At 64.3% G+C, this 14672-nt stretch carries 14 protein-coding genes; 10 read left to right on the forward strand and 4 right to left on the reverse strand.

Translation table 11 applies throughout. The features are described 5' to 3' along the window. Window positions 1-16 precede the first annotated feature (16 nt). Complete coding sequence (locus NX775_RS20560) at window positions 17-778, reverse strand: XRE family transcriptional regulator (protein ID WP_258837657.1); 762 nt, start codon at window positions 776-778, stop codon at window positions 17-19. 154 nt (window positions 779-932) lie between these two features. Here NX775_RS20560 and NX775_RS20565 point away from each other — a divergent pair, with 154 nt between their 5' ends. The 3 genes from NX775_RS20565 to NX775_RS20575 all read left to right on the forward strand — a co-directional run bounded on the left by NX775_RS20565 (window position 933) and on the right by NX775_RS20575 (window position 3590). Beyond that, window positions 933-1139 carry a hypothetical protein gene (locus NX775_RS20565; protein WP_258837658.1) on the forward strand — a complete coding sequence of 69 codons (207 nt, stop codon included), beginning with the start codon at window positions 933-935 and terminating at the stop codon, window positions 1137-1139. Between the two features lie 97 nt (window positions 1140-1236). Next, window positions 1237-1653: a DUF5710 domain-containing protein gene (locus NX775_RS20570; RefSeq protein ID WP_258837659.1), complete on the forward strand. Its 417-nt coding sequence runs from the start codon at window positions 1237-1239 to the stop codon at window positions 1651-1653. A gap of 59 nt (window positions 1654-1712) precedes the next feature. Then, a complete protein-coding gene (locus tag NX775_RS20575; protein ID WP_258837660.1) occupies window positions 1713-3590 on the forward strand; it encodes an energy transducer TonB in 1878 nt (625 codons plus the stop codon). Between the two features lie 31 nt (window positions 3591-3621). Here the strand turns inward: NX775_RS20575 and NX775_RS20580 are convergent, their stop codons facing one another. The 3 genes from NX775_RS20580 to NX775_RS20590 form a co-directional block, all read right to left on the reverse strand. After that, on the reverse strand, window positions 3622-4746 hold the full coding sequence (locus NX775_RS20580) for a DegT/DnrJ/EryC1/StrS family aminotransferase (RefSeq protein WP_258837661.1): 1125 nt from the start codon (window positions 4744-4746) through the stop codon (window positions 3622-3624). A gap of 15 nt (window positions 4747-4761) precedes the next feature. Further along, the gene (locus tag NX775_RS20585; protein WP_258837662.1) at window positions 4762-6090 is read right to left on the reverse strand and encodes a nucleotide sugar dehydrogenase; all 1329 of its coding nucleotides are present in this window, start codon (window positions 6088-6090) and stop codon (window positions 4762-4764) included. Window positions 6091-6697: 607 nt separating this feature from the next. Continuing rightward, on the reverse strand, window positions 6698-7654 hold the full coding sequence (locus NX775_RS20590) for an N-acetylmuramoyl-L-alanine amidase-like domain-containing protein (RefSeq protein ID WP_258837663.1): 957 nt from the start codon (window positions 7652-7654) through the stop codon (window positions 6698-6700). Between the two features lie 236 nt (window positions 7655-7890). On the opposite strand from NX775_RS20590, the gene NX775_RS20595 reads away from it, so the two are divergent. The 7 genes from NX775_RS20595 to NX775_RS20625 all read left to right on the forward strand — a co-directional run bounded on the left by NX775_RS20595 (window position 7891) and on the right by NX775_RS20625 (window position 14668). Further along, window positions 7891-10914 carry a TonB-dependent receptor gene (locus NX775_RS20595; RefSeq protein WP_258837664.1) on the forward strand — a complete coding sequence of 1008 codons (3024 nt, stop codon included), beginning with the start codon at window positions 7891-7893 and terminating at the stop codon, window positions 10912-10914. 219 nt (window positions 10915-11133) lie between these two features. Beyond that, window positions 11134-11349 (forward strand): hypothetical protein, encoded by a 216-nt coding sequence (locus NX775_RS20600; protein ID WP_258837665.1) that lies wholly within the window; start codon window positions 11134-11136, stop codon window positions 11347-11349. Between the two features lie 69 nt (window positions 11350-11418). Continuing rightward, window positions 11419-11595 (forward strand): hypothetical protein, encoded by a 177-nt coding sequence (locus tag NX775_RS20605; protein ID WP_258837666.1) that lies wholly within the window; start codon window positions 11419-11421, stop codon window positions 11593-11595. A 180-nt stretch (window positions 11596-11775) separates the two neighbouring features. Further along, window positions 11776-12153, forward strand: a complete 378-nt coding sequence (locus tag NX775_RS20610; RefSeq protein ID WP_258837667.1) for a LiaI-LiaF-like domain-containing protein — start codon at window positions 11776-11778, stop codon at window positions 12151-12153. After that, on the forward strand, window positions 12143-12868 hold the full coding sequence (locus NX775_RS20615) for a LiaI-LiaF-like domain-containing protein (RefSeq protein WP_258837668.1): 726 nt from the start codon (window positions 12143-12145) through the stop codon (window positions 12866-12868). The genes NX775_RS20610 and NX775_RS20615 overlap by 11 nt, the downstream gene beginning before the upstream one ends. Next, window positions 12868-13935, forward strand: coding sequence for a sensor histidine kinase (locus NX775_RS20620; RefSeq protein ID WP_258837669.1), 1068 nt, complete (start codon window positions 12868-12870; stop codon window positions 13933-13935). The genes NX775_RS20615 and NX775_RS20620 overlap by 1 nt, the downstream gene beginning before the upstream one ends. Before the next feature lie 4 nt (window positions 13936-13939). Beyond that, the gene (locus NX775_RS20625) at window positions 13940-14668 is read left to right on the forward strand and encodes a LytR/AlgR family response regulator transcription factor (protein WP_258837670.1); all 729 of its coding nucleotides are present in this window, start codon (window positions 13940-13942) and stop codon (window positions 14666-14668) included. Window positions 14669-14672 lie beyond the last annotated feature (4 nt).

A 14672-nucleotide genomic window follows, 5' to 3' on the forward strand; every position in this document is an offset into this window, starting at 1 on the left:
CAGCGGGCGATGCGTGTCAGATGCGGTCGCTTTCCTTGCGCACGACACGACCGATCACGATGCACTCGTCGCCCTGGCATAGCCTTCGGTGGTAGGTGCGCTGGTCAGGGTTGTCGGAGGTGAGCCACCACTGGGCTGCCTCGCGCGCCAGGCGCTTGACGACGGCTTCGCCCTCAACATTGAACGCGAACACGGCGCCAGCGACCGGCTTGGTGTCGAGCGTGTTGATGACAACGATGTCGCCGGCGTACAGCGACGGTTCCATGCTTTCACCCTTGACGTAGATCGCGATCAGATGCGAGGGACTGTACTGGTTGCGTTCCAGCCAGGTGCGGCGCATGCCGAGCGTGCCGCCATCGCGCGCTTCCGGCTCGGCCCGGTACCCGGTGATGCCCGCTGACAGGCGCAGCTTGACCATGGGAATGGGCACGAAGCCATCGTCATCGCCTTCGGCCACCACGCGAAGTAGGTTGGGCAAGCCGGGCAGTCCGGGCAATCCGGGCAAGCCGGGCAGGGCGCCGCCGTCATGTGCCGGGCCACCGCCCAGCGGCGCCAGAATGTCGGCCGGCAGGCGGCAGCCCGTGACCCGGGAAATCGCCAGCAACTGCTTCAGGTTAGGGCTGTGCTTTTCATTTTCCCAGTGAGAGATATTGGCCTTGGTATGGCCACGGTCGGTCCCGAGTTCGACCGCAAGACGGGCGCCGAGCGCCGTACCCGACAACCCGGCCGCGGTGCGCGCTTCTTTCACCCAGTTAGCAATCATTGTTTGAAGGTCCATGTTCGTATGGTAAAGGAAATCTATACATTGAAGTATAGCTTTTCTTTACTGCTGTGGTATAGTTTTCCTATACTTTCATGCATCACATTGATGTAGCGCAGGGTAGGCGTGGGCTTGCCGGTGCAGGTATCGCCGCAAGAAGAGGGGAGACACGATGATGATTGAAACACTGCAGCGTCTGATGGACGCCAACCTGGCCGGACTGGCCACCGACTTGACGCTGACAGATATCGGCGCACTGATCGCCATGTTCAGCGCCTTCCTGAGCACCGTCGGCAACCTGTTGTATACATGGCGCAAGGACCGGCGCGAGCAGCGCGACAGCGACGCCGCCTGGGCGCGGCGCCAGAAGGAACCTTGAATGTCGTGCTGGATGGCGTCCCTGGCTCGGTCCGGCGCTCAGCCCGGCGCGGTAGAATAGCAATCCGCAAGCACATCGATCCCGGAGCAGTTCGCACATGGTTTTTCTCACCGTCCCCTATGCCGAAAAGGATGCCGCCAAGGCGCTCGGCGCCCGCTGGAATCCCACCCGCCGCCGTTGGTATGTGGCCGATGGTGTCGCCACCGAGCCGTTTGCCAAGTGGATCGATGCTGCATCGGCTTCTGCATCGACTTCCACCTCTGCCGCGGCTGGCGGTTCAGCCAGGCCGGGCGCCAAGTCGGGTTCGGGTCGGGTGGACAGCTACCAGGGCAAGACGGTGATTGGCGTGAATTACGTGGCGCTTGACCACGATTGCAATCCATTCGAGGAATGTCCGAGCTGCAGTCAGACACTGGAAGGCACGCCGTGGTGGCAGGCACGCACCAGCCTGGCGGCGCTGGTGGGTGGTATGCCGGGCACGTCGAATAGCCGGACGCCCGGCAAGGCGGCGTGATCGCCATACGGCCGCGTTAACGCTAAGATGCAAGCCTGACAATACCTCCCAACGACGCCATGCATCCTGCGACCGCCAGCACGCGCCAGGCCGCCCACGCCCGCAGCAACCGGCGCCTGGTTGGCGGTATTGCCATTTCGGTGCTGCTGCATGCCTTGCTATTGTCGCTGCAGTTCGGCGTGCCGGGCGGCGATGCCGGCGGTGGCGGACCGCTCAGCGTTGTGCTCGCGCCAGCGTCTCTTCCTTTGCCGGCACTTGTACCAGAGACGGCGCCAACCGTCGCTGCTGTACCAACGCCAATGGTGCCAACGCCTGTCCAGCCGCCGCCGGTGCTGCCCGTCGCCGCTGTCCCGCCAGCGCCGGCGCCTGCGCGCGGCCTGCGGCTGGTCGATCTGCCGCCCCCACCGCCACCGCTGCCGGTTGCGGAGATTGCACCGGCCCCAAAGAAACGTCTGCCTCGGCCGGCGCCAGTCGCGCCCAAGCGTGTTCTGCGCGACGTGGCGACGCCTGTGATTGCCATGGAAGCGAACCCGGAATCCGAATTCGCTGTGGCGGTGCCGTTACCAGAGGTTGACGCGGGTCCGCCGTCGACGGTTGTCGAGCCACTTGAGGCGCCTGAAGAGGTGGCGGCCAGCGAGATACCCATCCCCCCGGAACCTGTCGTGGATGCCGAGGCGCAGCGCGCAGCGCGGGAGCAAGCACTGCAGCAGGAGCTTGCCTTGCAGCGCGAGCAGGAGCAGGCGCGGCTGGCACAGGCACAGGCACAGGCACAGGCACAGGCACAGGTGGATGCACAACGCAACGCCGCCGAGGCAAGCAGGCTCGCCGAGCAGCAGCAGCAGCAGCAGCAGCAAGTGCAGCAGCAAGCGCTGCGCGACCAGGAAGCGCTGGTGCAGCGTGAACAACAGGCCGCTGCTGCGCGCGATCTGGCTGCACAGCGCGCGGCGCAGGAAGCGGCGACGCAGGAAGCCCTGGCGCAAGCCCAGTTACAGGCACGCCAGCGCGCCGAAGATGCCGCGCAGCGCGTGGTGCAGGAAGCGGCTGAGCGGCAACGCAGCGAGGAACTGGCACAGCGCAGACTGACCGAGGAGCGCGCACGCGAGCAAGCGGCCGAGCGCCAGCGCAACGAGGACATCGCACAGCGCAGGTTGGCCGAGGAACTGGCGCGCCAACAAGCGGCTGAACGCCAGCGCGTCGAGGACCTGGCGCAGCGCAGGCTCACCGAGGAGCGCGCACGCCAGCAAGCGGCCGAGCAGGCGCGCGTGGACGCCGAGCGGCTGGCAAGGGGCGCTGCCGAAGAAGCGGCGCGTCAGGCGGCGCAGCGCGTGCAGATGCAGGTTTCCGGGCCAGCTGCGGGGGCAGGCGCAGGACCAGCCGCTGGCGCCGCTGCCGCCGCGCGCACGGACGGCGCTGGCGTTGGCGTTGGCGCTGGCGTGGGCACCGGGAGCGGGGCAGGCATGCAAGCGGGGCCGGGCGCCATGGCTGGCTTGCCGGGCAATCGCGCACGCGAGTTGCTGCGGGGGGTCACGATCCCGAATGTGGACGCCTCCGGCTTGCCGCGCGACCGGCCGGCCGGCAACCGCCGCGTGGTGGCCGACGGCGGCGAGCGCGATGCGCCGCTGCGTTTGTACGTCGACAGCGTGCGCCAGAAACTCGAGCGCAATGCGGTGCTCGGCGGCGCGCGCTTGTCGCTGCGCGACGTACGCATTGATCCCTTGGTGAGCGTCTCGCTGCGCAGCGACGGCAGCATCGACGAGATCACGATCGTGCGTTCAAGCGGCCGCGCCGAGATGGACGATGCCGTGCGCCGCTTCGTGCGCCTGAACGCCCGCTACGCCGCGTTTCCGCCGAACGTCGCCGCGAACTTCGATGTGATCGAGATCCGCCGTGTCTGGCGCTTTGCCGAAGGACTCAAGCTCGTCGAAGAGATGCGCTGACGCCATCTGGTCGATCGTTGTCGCATCACCTCTACAGCTCGACCGATTCCACGCCCCGAGCTTGCAGCGGCCCCTTCGCGTGCAGCAGACACTGGACGGCATGACGGACATTTGCCGCCGCCAGGTGCGGTCCGATCGGTAAGCTCAGCAGGGACGATGCCATCGCGTCAGCGACGGGGCATGACGTATCGGGCGCCAGCCGGGCGTAGGCAGGTTGCCGGTGCAACGGTACCGGGTAGTGCACGGCAGTCGGGACGCCGGCATGCTCCAGGATGGCGCGCACCTGCTCGCGCTGCTCGACCAGCACCGCATACCCCGCACAGGCGCTGGTGCGGTCGGAGCGGCAGCCAATGACTGGTAAATGCGGCTGCAGCATCTCGTCGTACGCAGCCGCGATGCGGCGGCGCTGCCTGATGTCCCAATCGAACCGTTCCAGCCTGGCCAGCACGATCGCGCATTGGAGCGTCTCCATGCACGCGTCGTGGCCAAAACGGTGATCCGCATGGCGCCGCGCCTGACGGTGCATGCGGATGTCGCGCATCGCGCCCGCGAGCGCATCGTCGTTCGTGAACAGGGCGCCGCCATCGCCATAGCAACCGAGCGGGTTGGTCGGGAAAAAGCTCGTGCAGCCGATCGTGGACAGATTGCCGCTCTGGCGCCCGCGGTAGGTGGCGCCCAAACTCTGTGCGCCGTCTTCGATCACGGCCAGCCCGTGGCGGGCGGCGATGCCGTTGATGGCGTCCATGTCGGGCGGTTGGCCGTACAGCGAAACCGGGATGACCGCGCGCGTGGCCGGCGTGATCGCTCCTTCGATCAGCTGCGGATCGAGCGTACAGGTAGCGCGTTCGATGTCGGCGAACACGGGCCTGGCGCCGACCAGCACGATCGCTTTGGCCGCCGCACTGGCGGCAAACGGCGTGGTGATGACGTCGTCATCTGGCCCGACGCCAAGCGCCATCAGGGCGATCGCCAGTGCTGTGGTGCCAGAGGACGCAGTGATGCAATGGCGCGCGCCCGTGTAGTCGGCCAGGCGTTGCTCGAGTTCGGCAACTTCAGGCCCCATGATGGTCTGGCCGTGGTCGAGAACGGCCTGGATGCGGCTGTTGATCAGGCTGCGCGACGTCTCGTCCTGCGATCGCGGGTCGATGGATTGCATGCTCTGTCCCTGGCCTCAGGCCTGCACAACGTTAGGCGAACGGTTCGGGAACACACCGCGCGTATCCACGATCAGGCTGGCGTTCTGGCGCACGAGTTCATAGTCGAACGCACTGTGGCCGGTGGCCAGTAGCACCACGTCATACGAGGCGAGCGATGCTGGTGTGAGTTCGACGCTGGACAGGTCGAAGTGATGCTCGCGCATGCGCGGGAAGACCGGCACATGGGGGTCGGAATACTCGACCACGGCGCCACGCGCGCGCAGCAGTTCCATCAGCGCCACCGAGGGCGACTCACGCATGTCTTCCACGTCTTTCTTGTAAGCGATACCCAGCACGAGGATGCGGCTACCCATGACGGCGCGGCTGCGGCTGTTCAGCGCGTCGGCCACTTTGGCGATCACCCAGGCCGGCATGTCGCTGTTGATCTCGCCGGCCAGCTCGATGAAGCGGGTGTGCAGCCCGAACTGGCGCGCTTTCCAGGTGAGGTAGAACGGGTCGATCGGGATGCAGTGCCCGCCCAGGCCCGGGCCGGGATAATAGGCGGTGAAGCCGAATGGCTTGGTGGCCGCGGCCCGGATGACTTCGTGGATATCGATGTCCATGCGGTCGGCGATGATTTTCATCTCGTTGACCAACCCGATATTGACGGCGCGGTGAATGTTTTCCAGCAGTTTGGTCAGCTCGGCTGCGCGGGTCGAGCTGACTGGCACGACCGTGTCGATCGCCTGCCGGTACAGGGCCAGGCCGGCTTCCAGGCAGGCGTCGGTGGAGCCGCCGCAAATCTTGGGAATGGTGCGGGTGTGGAAGTCGGGGTTGCCCGGATCTTCGCGTTCGGGCGAGAACACGAGGAACACATCGTGGCCGACGCGCAGGCCGCGCGCTTCCAGGCGCGGCCGCAGTTCTTCTTCGGTGGTGCCGGGATAGGTGGTGCTTTCAAGTGACAGCAACTGCCCGGGGCGCATGTGGGGCAGTAGCGACTCGACCGTGCCGATCACGTACGACAAATCGGGCTCGCGGTACGCGGTGAGCGGCGTAGGGACGCAGATGATCAGCGCATCGGCTTCGACCACGCGCGAAAAGTCGCTGCTGGCGACCAGCCCGGCGGCGCGCGCCGCAGCGATTGTCGGCCCCTTGATGTGGGCGATATAGCTCTCGCCCCGGTTGAGCTGGTCGACCTTGGCGGCGTCGATGTCGATCCCCAGTACGTGAAAGCCTTCGGCCGCATAGCGCAGCGCGAGTGGCAGCCCGACGTAGCCAAGGCCAATGATGCCGATCACGGCGTGGCGCTCACGCAGCCGGGTCAGCAGCTGCTCCAGGTGAACTGATTTGATCTCGTCTCGCATGGTTTCCTCGACAGTGACAGTGGCAACAACAGGTAAATCAAAACCGGCAATTTCTCAGGCTGATCGTGCAGCAGCGTGTTATTGCCGCTGTACTGCCTGGGATATCAAAGGCGTGACTGACTTTGCATCAACTGAATAACAGCACGGCAAAAAGCGAATAAAAAGAATGCGAAAATAAATAACCCGATCGAAAGGAAGAAATGATGTTTGAAAATAAGCGAGGCGTCTGCGTTGAGCGCCGTTGCCAGTTTTGATGTGACACCACGCTATACGAAGAAGAGCCGTCAGGCCGCACTGCACTCCAAGAAATTGATTCGAGAAAATGCCAGAAAAAAGCGCCACGATTGCGCCGATATACGGATCGAATTACCACGGATTTGATCGCCCGTTATTTGCGAGTTGATTATCCGACCCTGGCTGCATGTCGGGATTGAGGTCACTCAACAGCGCTCAGGGATAGTAGCGATGGAGCGTTATTCAAACGGTTTAATGAGAATAGAAATAGAATCAGGGAATTAAATTTCTAATTCCCTATTTCTTGAATGAAGATTCGAGCGGAGGAGAGTAACGTTCCCGGCCCGGCAAGCCGGGAACGCAAAGCAATGTATTACGCGCCGGGCCGGCCAGGCCGCGGCTGCGGCGCCATTGGCGGCACCGTGATTGTCTCGTTCAGGCGCAGGAACTTGAAGCCGGCCAGCATCTGGCCGGGCTTGCCGGCGCGTGCATTGTCCGCTTCGCGTCCTGCCACCCGCGCCATGTACGACGCAAACGTTTCTTCGCGCACCTTCGGCGCCGACGAATGCAGGAAGTGCCGCTCGCCGTTTGGTCCCAGCACCACCAGGCCCACGTGCGAGGCCCAGTATTCACCGTTGCGGGTCGAGATCACGTTGACGAAGTCGCCTTCCTGCAACTGCTCGAGGATGGCCGCCACACCGTCTTTCGGCACGTAGGTCTGGCGGCTCGTTTCGACGGGGATGTCGCGCACCGTGTTGTGGCGCGTGCGCAGGAAGCGGGCGCGGTCGACGCGCATATCGTAGCCGGGGCCGTTCGGGCCGGCCAGGTCGGCGCTGATATCGGTGACCAGCCAGCGGTTGGCCACGTTCCAGTCCAGCTCGGTGTAATGGTTGCGCGTGGCCACGCCGATCACGCCGTCGCGATAGCGGATCCGCTGCAGCATCCAGAAGAATTCTTCCCACGATTGCGACAGCGCCATCGCATACGTGTGTTCCGCAAAGACGACGCAATCGCTTTGTTCGAGACTGTACATCGGCAAGCTGTCGTGGATCTCGAACGGGAACTCGCCCAGCAGGTTCAGCGAATACGGCTGGCCGATGTTCTGGCGGCCGATCGCAGCGATGCGCTTGCGCAGGTCGGGCTGCGCGCTTTGCATGTGCGGGATGTACTGGCCGGTCTCGAACGGCGTCATCTTGTAGATCGGCTTGTCCAGCAGGGCCGCCAGCGGCGTGGGTGGCGGTGGCGCGCCCGGAATCGGCGGCGTGGCGGCAGGGGGACTGGCGCAGCCGGTCAGGACGGCGCTGGCAAGAAGCAGGCAGGCAAGGCGCATGGCGGTCATCTCGGGAGAAGGGAAAGTGTCACGCTAATCTGGCGTGTGCGCTGGGGATAATGAATTCTGCGTATGTGCCCATAACCTGAGCGATCCATGGGAAACATGCATTCCTCCCAGTTATACGAAAGCGAACACAAGTGATTATTCATCATGGCAATTCATCATCAATACTCGCCACAAGCATTTAAAAATTTGCCTTAATTTACCAAGAATCGCACCTTCCCAGGAGAGAGATGATGTTCAAGCAGAAGCCGCTTGCCGCGGCCGTATCGATGGCCGTCTGGAGCCTTGCCACGTTGCCAGTGCTGGCGCAGGCGCAAGCGCAGGACCAGGAGACCCCAGCCGCAGTGCCGATGCAGACCGTGGAAGTGACGGGCATCCGCGCGTCGCTGGCCCGGTCGCTGGCGGTCAAGCGCGATGCGTCGGCCAACGTCGAGGTCATCACGGCCGAAGACGTCGGCAAGATGCCGGACAAGAACCTGGCCGATTCGCTGCAGCGCCTGGCCGGCGTGGCGGTGCGCACCGACTATGACGAGGCAGAGAAGGTCTCGATGCGCGGCACCAATCCGGACATGTCGCTGATCATCTTCAATGGGCACGCCGTCAGCAGCGCCGACTGGTACGTGGCCGACCAGGGCTCGAGCTCGCGCTCGACCAGCTTGTCGCTGATGCCGTCGCACGTGCTGCAGCAGGCGGTGGTCTACAAGACATCGCAGGCCAATATTGTCGATGGCGGCCTGGCCGGCACCATCAACGTCTCCACGCGTAAACCCTTGTCGGCCAAGGAGAACCTGTCGGGCGTGATCAGCGTCGGCGCCAGCTACGCCGACCTGCCGGGGCGCTACGCGCCGGACATGAATGGCTCGGTCAACTGGAAGAACGAGGCCGGCACCTTCGGCGTGCTGGCCGCGCTGTTTGCCGAGAAGCGCTACGTGCGGCGCGATTCGGTCTCGCGTTTCGCCTACGGCACCAACAGCGGCTGGGATGTGATCAACAGCAGCACGATGAAAGGCATCACGGATGCATCGCTTGCCGGCACCGGCTACACGGCAGCAGACCTGAACGGTGTGCGCCTGCCGGGCTCGATGAGCTCGGAGTTCGTCGAATCCGTGCGCGACCGCAAGGGCGGCATGCTGTCGCTGCAGTTCAAGCCGAACCGCGATCTCGACGTGACGCTCACTGGCTTTCATTCGTCGATGGATGCCGACAACCACGGCCGCCTGACATCGAGCGCCATCTACTCCATGCTGCTCGGGAAGAACGCGCCGCTGGGCAGTACCGTCGCCGCTGCCGCCAACACGAATTCGAACGGCCAGCAGGTATTTGCGCAGATCCGCAATCCGGTCATCGTCAACGAAACCACCGTCTACGGCAACCAGCTCAAGGTACTGAAAGCCGCCGACATCGTGTTCCCGAACGGGACCACGCCGCAGTACGTCGGCAACTCGGAAGGCTTCTACCGCGACGGCGCCAAGGCCGAGAGCTCGTTCCTCGACCTGGACGCCAAGTACCGCGTCAACGATGACCTCACGATCAAGACGCTGCTCTCGACCACGCGCGGCGTGGGCACGACCGAACTCGATCAGGGCGTGACGCTGGCCCGCTACGGCACCGGCATTTCGTACGCGCTCGGCAACCTGCATGACGCGCCGTTCGTCGGGTACCAGAACGCCGGCGGCAACCAGCCCGGCCTGAACGCCGACGGCAGCGGCTACGCCGTCGTCGACCGCGCCGCCTCGGGCGTGCGCACCGTCGACAAGGAATGGAGTGCGCAATTGGACACCGAATACCGCGTCGACCGCGGCATCTTCCAGTCGCTGGAAAGCGGTGTGCGCTTCTCGGATCACAAGCGCACCAGCGCGCGCCGCGGCCCGGCGTTCCGCAATGGCATCACGTTCGACCCAGCCACGGGCCGCGTCATGTCCAATACGCCCACGCCAACCACCGGCTGGCAAGCGTTCCCCGGCGACTTCGGCAATGGCCTGGACGGTCCGGCGGGCTGGGACAACACCGGCTTCACCTACACGCCGGAAGCGATCAAGGACTATATCGCGGGCAATACCAAGGTCACGAGCGACGCGTTCGAGCGCCGCGTAAGTTCCGAGATCGACATGCAGGAACGCCAGAGCGCCGCCTACCTGATGGCCAACCTGGAACGCGATCGCTGGTCGGGTAACGTCGGCGTGCGCTTCACGCGCACCGAAGTGAAAGCCAATATCGCCACGCCGATTCCGGTTGGCGCCTGCCGGCGCGTCGCACCGGGCCAGCCGCCTGTGACGTGCGCCGCGTATCCGGGCGCGATCACCGATGCCGGCGACGCGACCCCGTTCTACGACGGCACGCCATTCGATCCACTGGCCGGCGTCATTTACTACAAGACGCCAACCAAGCGCACCTTCGACAACTGGCTGCCAAGCCTGAACGTGCGCTACGACATGGGCAACGACATGCTGGCGCGCTTTGGCGTGAGTCGCACGATCGGCCGCCAGAACTACAACCTGCTGGGCAGCGGCTTCGGTACGCCGGGTTGCGATGCCAATGGCTGCCGCGTCACGGGGCCGAATCCGGATCTCGAACCGCAAACGGCCGACAACGTCGACCTGTCATGGTCGTGGTACTTCGCACCGCGCTCGATCGTCGCGCTGAGCGTGTTCCATTCGTCGATCAACGGCTATCCGAAAACGGGCGCGGTGGGCAGCACCACGATCGACCTGCAGGATCCGCGCGACCAGACCGTCAAGTCCTTCTTCATCAACACCGCCTCGCAGCAGGGCGCGAAGATCAACGGCATCGAGCTGCAGTACGAGCAGCCGTTCGGCCAGACCAACTTCGGCTTCACGTCGAACATCAGCCGCGCCAAGACGAAGGTCGACGATGGCCGGCCGATGGTGGGCGCATCCGAATGGACAGGCAACCTGGGCCTGTACTATGAAGACCGCAAGCTGTCGGCGCGTCTGGTCGCAAACTACCGCGGCGAGTACGTCAACAGCACGACCGCGCCGGCGCCAACGGCCAACAGCCAGGGCCTGACCGTGATCAACGGCGTGGCGATGCCAACCGCGCCAACGTACGCCGATGCAGTGACGACGCTGGCGCTGTCGGCCAACTACTACTTCACCGACAACCTGGAGCTCGCGTTCAGCGCGACCAACCTGACCAACGCCAAGCGCGCGCAGTATCGCTACAGCGAAGAAGAGCAGCAGAAGCTCGACGTCAGCGGTCGTCAGTATTATCTGAACTTGCGCTACAAGTTCTGATTGCGGCATGACGCAAAAGGGAGGGGGGCTGCAGCCCCCTTTTTACATGGGTATGTCGAACTCATCCGTATTGACGCCCAAAGTGTGCGGCATTTAACGGTGAATCCTTGGCGCAGCCGTTAAGATGCTCCTGTCTGAGTGAGGAACGCGCGAAGTAATTCGCAGCCATCCGACACCTCAACAGGTTAGCCGGTCGCCTCGAGGATCGGCACCAATTTCATGACCGGTGCGGGCCTCGTGGCTGCACCGGGCAGCAAGGAAGCGGAGGTTGCCATGTACGATGTCAAGCATCCAGCCAAGCATCTGGTGCGCGAATATCTCGCGCGCCGCTCGCGCGATCCGAAGCCGCCACCGGCGCCAGAAGAAATCCGGCGCCAGCTTGGCTGGGCGACGTTGATCCCGGCGGCGCTCAAGATCGCCCCGACCGGCAACTAGCCTTCGCACACGTTTTCGCGTCGACGTCCTGTCAAGGACGCGGCGCATAGTTCAACCAAGGAGACCGTTATGACCAAGAGAATCGGAAGCAAGCACATCGCTCAACATCGCGGCAAGGCAGAACGCATCGAGATCAAGCGCACCAACATCGCGCGTGAAGCCGTACGCCAGGCCGAAGCACGCGCCAAGTACCGCAACGTGCCAAAAGGCCTGATCAAGCGCCAGGAAGCCGCCAGCGCTGCCTGATAGCTGCTGCGCTGCACATTGAACCCGCCTTTACGGCGGGTTTTTTTTCGCCTGTATGGTTATCAAGGGCGTCGATTCGCCGTTCACCGGTATGGATTCGCCATTCGCCGAAAACTACTTTCCCCACTGTGCCGACCCTTGCTATCGTGATTCCTATTCGTTCACAAGGAGGTCCGCACCATGCAATCCGAAGAATCCTACCGCTGGCGCAAGCAAATCGTCTGGGGCTTGCTGCTCATCGTCGTCGGCGCCGTCGTGCTGCTCGATCGCCTGTACTACATCAACGCCGAAGACTACTGGCACTACGCGCCGCTGCTGCTGGTCGCTGTCGGTATCAGCCAGACCATCGGCTACCCGAGTCCCAAGGAATTCGGCAACGGCTTGTGGACGGTGTTTGCCGGCCTGTGGCTGTTTGCAGTACTCGAAAATGCCTTCGGCCTGACGTTCCGTAATAGCTGGCCGCTGTTCATCCTGATGTGGGGCATCAAGCTGGTGCTCGATCCATTCATCGCCCGTCGTTTCCTGAATAACCAGAAGGTGGGCCGCTATGAAAAATGATCGCTTGCACAGGGGCGTGACGGGCCAGGTGGTGCTTGGTGTGCTGGTCATCGGCATGGGCCTCTTGTTCCTGCTCGATAACCTCGGCCTGGTGGACATGCATCGCGCGGTTTCCTTCTGGCCGATGCTGTTCGTGATCGTCGGCACGGTCAAGCTGTGCGACACACGCAGCCAGGGTGGCACGCTCCTTGGCGCTGCGCTGGTTGGCGTGGGCATCCTGATGATGCTCGACCGGCTCGACATCATCAACTTCAGCGTGCGCACCTTGTGGCCGCTGATCCTGATTGGCCTGGGCGGTTTTCTGGTTGCCAAGGCGCTGCGTAGCCGCGGCATGCCGGGCAGTGGCGTGGCCCATCATGGTGCCGGGATGCTCGATGATACGGGCAGCGGCGAGACCGTCGACATCACGGCGATCCTGGGCGGCTACGAGCGCCGCGTGACTACGCAGGATTTTCGCGGAGGTGAAATCACGGCGGTCATGGGCGGCTGCGAACTCGATATGCGCGGCGCCTCGATCCGGGGCGAGGCGGTGATCAACGTGTTCGCGTTCTGGGGCGGCGTGACCATCAAGTGTCCGCCCGACTGGACCGTGATCCTGCTTGGCACGCCGATCCTGGGCGGCTTCGAAGAAAAGACCATCGCGCCGCCCGATGGCAGCAAGCGCCTCGTCATTCGCGGCTACGCCATCATGGGCGGTGTGGAAATCCGCAACTGATGGGCCGGATGTTCTGGGCGGGGCGCAGCGCCGCGCTGTACCTGGCGGCCTGGCTGATGCTGGGGCTGATGCTTGCGGGCCTGCTGAACGCGGCCACCGGCGCCGGCATCCCGGCCAGCCTGCTGTTCGCGCTGCCGCTGATGCTGGTGTATGCGAGCGTGTGCGGCTTTTCGAGCTACTACCTGTGCCGCGCCTATCCGCTGGCAAGCAAGCCGCTGCGCTCGGTGCTGGTCGTGTTTTTTGTCACGGCTGCCAGCGCCGCCTTGCTGTGGTGCGCGGCGGCGGTGGCGTGGGCGGCATTGTGGCGCTGGCTGGCGCCATCGATGGGCGGCGTGCAGCTCTCGCCACCCGTCGCCGCGGTGATGTTTGGTGTCGGCGTGCTGCTGTACGGGATGACTGCGTGCGCGCATTATCTGGCGCTGGAGTTCGAGCGCGCGCGCCGGCTGGAAACGCGCGAACTCGAACTGAAGCTGCTCGCGCAGGACGCCGAACTGCGCATGCTGCGCACGCAGATCGATCCGCACTTCTTGTTCAACAGTCTCAATTCGATCAGCGCGCTCACCAGCATCGATGCCGACGCCGCGCGCGACATGACCTTGCAGCTGGCCGGCTTCTTTCGCCATACGCTGGGACTCGAGGCGCACCGCAAGGTTCTGCTGTCGGACGAAGTCGAACTGACGCAGCGCTTCCTGGCGATCGAGCAGGTGCGCTTCGGCCCGCGCCTGCTGTTCGCGTGCGAGATGGCAGATGACGCGGCGCGCTGTCTGCTGCCGCCGATGATCCTGCAGCCGCTGGTCGAGAACGCGGTCAAGCACGGGATCGGCCAGCTGCCACAGGGCGGCGTGGTGCGCGTGCACGCGCTGCGCGCCGGCTCGCAACTGAAGCTGCGGGTCGAGAACGACGTCGATCCGGAGGGCGGGCCGGCGGGCAAGGGCGGCGGCGTCGGCCTGGCGAACGTGCGCCAGCGCCTGCACGCCGCGTATGGCATCGACGCGAGCGTGCATGCGACGCGCGACGGCGCAAGGTTTCGGGTGGACCTGATCCTGCCCGCAGACATGGGAGACTGACAGCATGCGGGTTCTGATCGTGGACGATGAACACCTGGCGCGCGCCGTGCTGCGCGAGTACCTGACGACGCACGCGGACGTCGAGATCGTCGGCGAATGCGCGAACGGCTTCGAGGCAGTCAAGGCCATTGCGGAGCTCGACCCCGAACTGGTTTTCCTCGACATCCAGATGCCCAAGCTCGACGGCTTCGAGGTGGTCGAACTGGCCGGCAGCAAGCCGCATTACATCTTCGCGACCGCCTACGATCAGTTTGCGCTGCGGGCGTTCGAAGTGCATGCGATCGACTATCTGCTCAAGCCGTTTTCACGCGCACGCCTTGGCGAAGCGCTGGCGCAGGCACGCCTGCGCACGCCCCAGCCGGCGCAGATCGAAGCCGTGGTGAAGGAAGCAGCCGCGCGCCATACGCCGCTCGAACGCATTCTGATCCGCGACGGCGCGCGCGTGCACGTGGTGCCAACAGCGAGCGTGGATTACATCGAGGCGCAGGACGATTACGTCGCGGTCTGCGCGGACGGCAGGCAGTACCTCAAGCTTGGCAGCCTGGCCGAACTCGAGGCGCAGCTCGATCCCGCCATCTTCGTGCGCATCCACCGTTCGCACATCGTCAACCTGGGCGCAATCGCGCGCATCGAACCGGTGAGCAAGGACAATCACTGCGCCGTGCTGAAAAGCGGCGTCAAGCTGCCCATCAGCCGCAGCGGCTACCAGCGTATCCGCGAACTGCTGGCATAGGCGT

Origin of the sequence: Massilia aurea, assembly GCF_024753205.1 — a bacterium.
Taxonomy (GTDB): domain Bacteria; phylum Pseudomonadota; class Gammaproteobacteria; order Burkholderiales; family Burkholderiaceae_D; genus Telluria; species Telluria aurea.

Bases quoted from the DNA above. Each gene is read 5' to 3' on its own strand.
- NX775_RS20625 (WP_258837670.1), top strand. From the start codon at position 13,940: ATGCGGGTTCTGATCGTGGACGATGAACACCTGGCGCGCGCCGTGCTG.
- NX775_RS20565 (WP_258837658.1), top strand. From the start codon at position 933: ATGATGATTGAAACACTGCAGCGTCTGATGGACGCCAACCTGGCCGGA.
- NX775_RS20590 (WP_258837663.1), bottom strand. From the start codon at position 7,654: ATGCGCCTTGCCTGCCTGCTTCTTGCCAGCGCCGTCCTGACCGGCTGC.
- NX775_RS20595 (WP_258837664.1), top strand. From the start codon at position 7,891: ATGATGTTCAAGCAGAAGCCGCTTGCCGCGGCCGTATCGATGGCCGTC.
- NX775_RS20620 (WP_258837669.1), top strand. From the start codon at position 12,868: ATGGGCCGGATGTTCTGGGCGGGGCGCAGCGCCGCGCTGTACCTGGCG.
- NX775_RS20615 (WP_258837668.1), top strand. From the start codon at position 12,143: ATGAAAAATGATCGCTTGCACAGGGGCGTGACGGGCCAGGTGGTGCTT.
- NX775_RS20605 (WP_258837666.1), top strand. From the start codon at position 11,419: ATGACCAAGAGAATCGGAAGCAAGCACATCGCTCAACATCGCGGCAAG.
- NX775_RS20580 (WP_258837661.1), bottom strand. From the start codon at position 4,746: ATGCAATCCATCGACCCGCGATCGCAGGACGAGACGTCGCGCAGCCTG.
- NX775_RS20575 (WP_258837660.1), top strand. From the start codon at position 1,713: ATGCATCCTGCGACCGCCAGCACGCGCCAGGCCGCCCACGCCCGCAGC.
- NX775_RS20560 (WP_258837657.1), bottom strand. From the start codon at position 778: ATGGACCTTCAAACAATGATTGCTAACTGGGTGAAAGAAGCGCGCACC.
- NX775_RS20600 (WP_258837665.1), top strand. From the start codon at position 11,134: ATGACCGGTGCGGGCCTCGTGGCTGCACCGGGCAGCAAGGAAGCGGAG.
- NX775_RS20570 (WP_258837659.1), top strand. From the start codon at position 1,237: ATGGTTTTTCTCACCGTCCCCTATGCCGAAAAGGATGCCGCCAAGGCG.
- NX775_RS20610 (WP_258837667.1), top strand. From the start codon at position 11,776: ATGCAATCCGAAGAATCCTACCGCTGGCGCAAGCAAATCGTCTGGGGC.
- NX775_RS20585 (WP_258837662.1), bottom strand. From the start codon at position 6,090: ATGCGAGACGAGATCAAATCAGTTCACCTGGAGCAGCTGCTGACCCGG.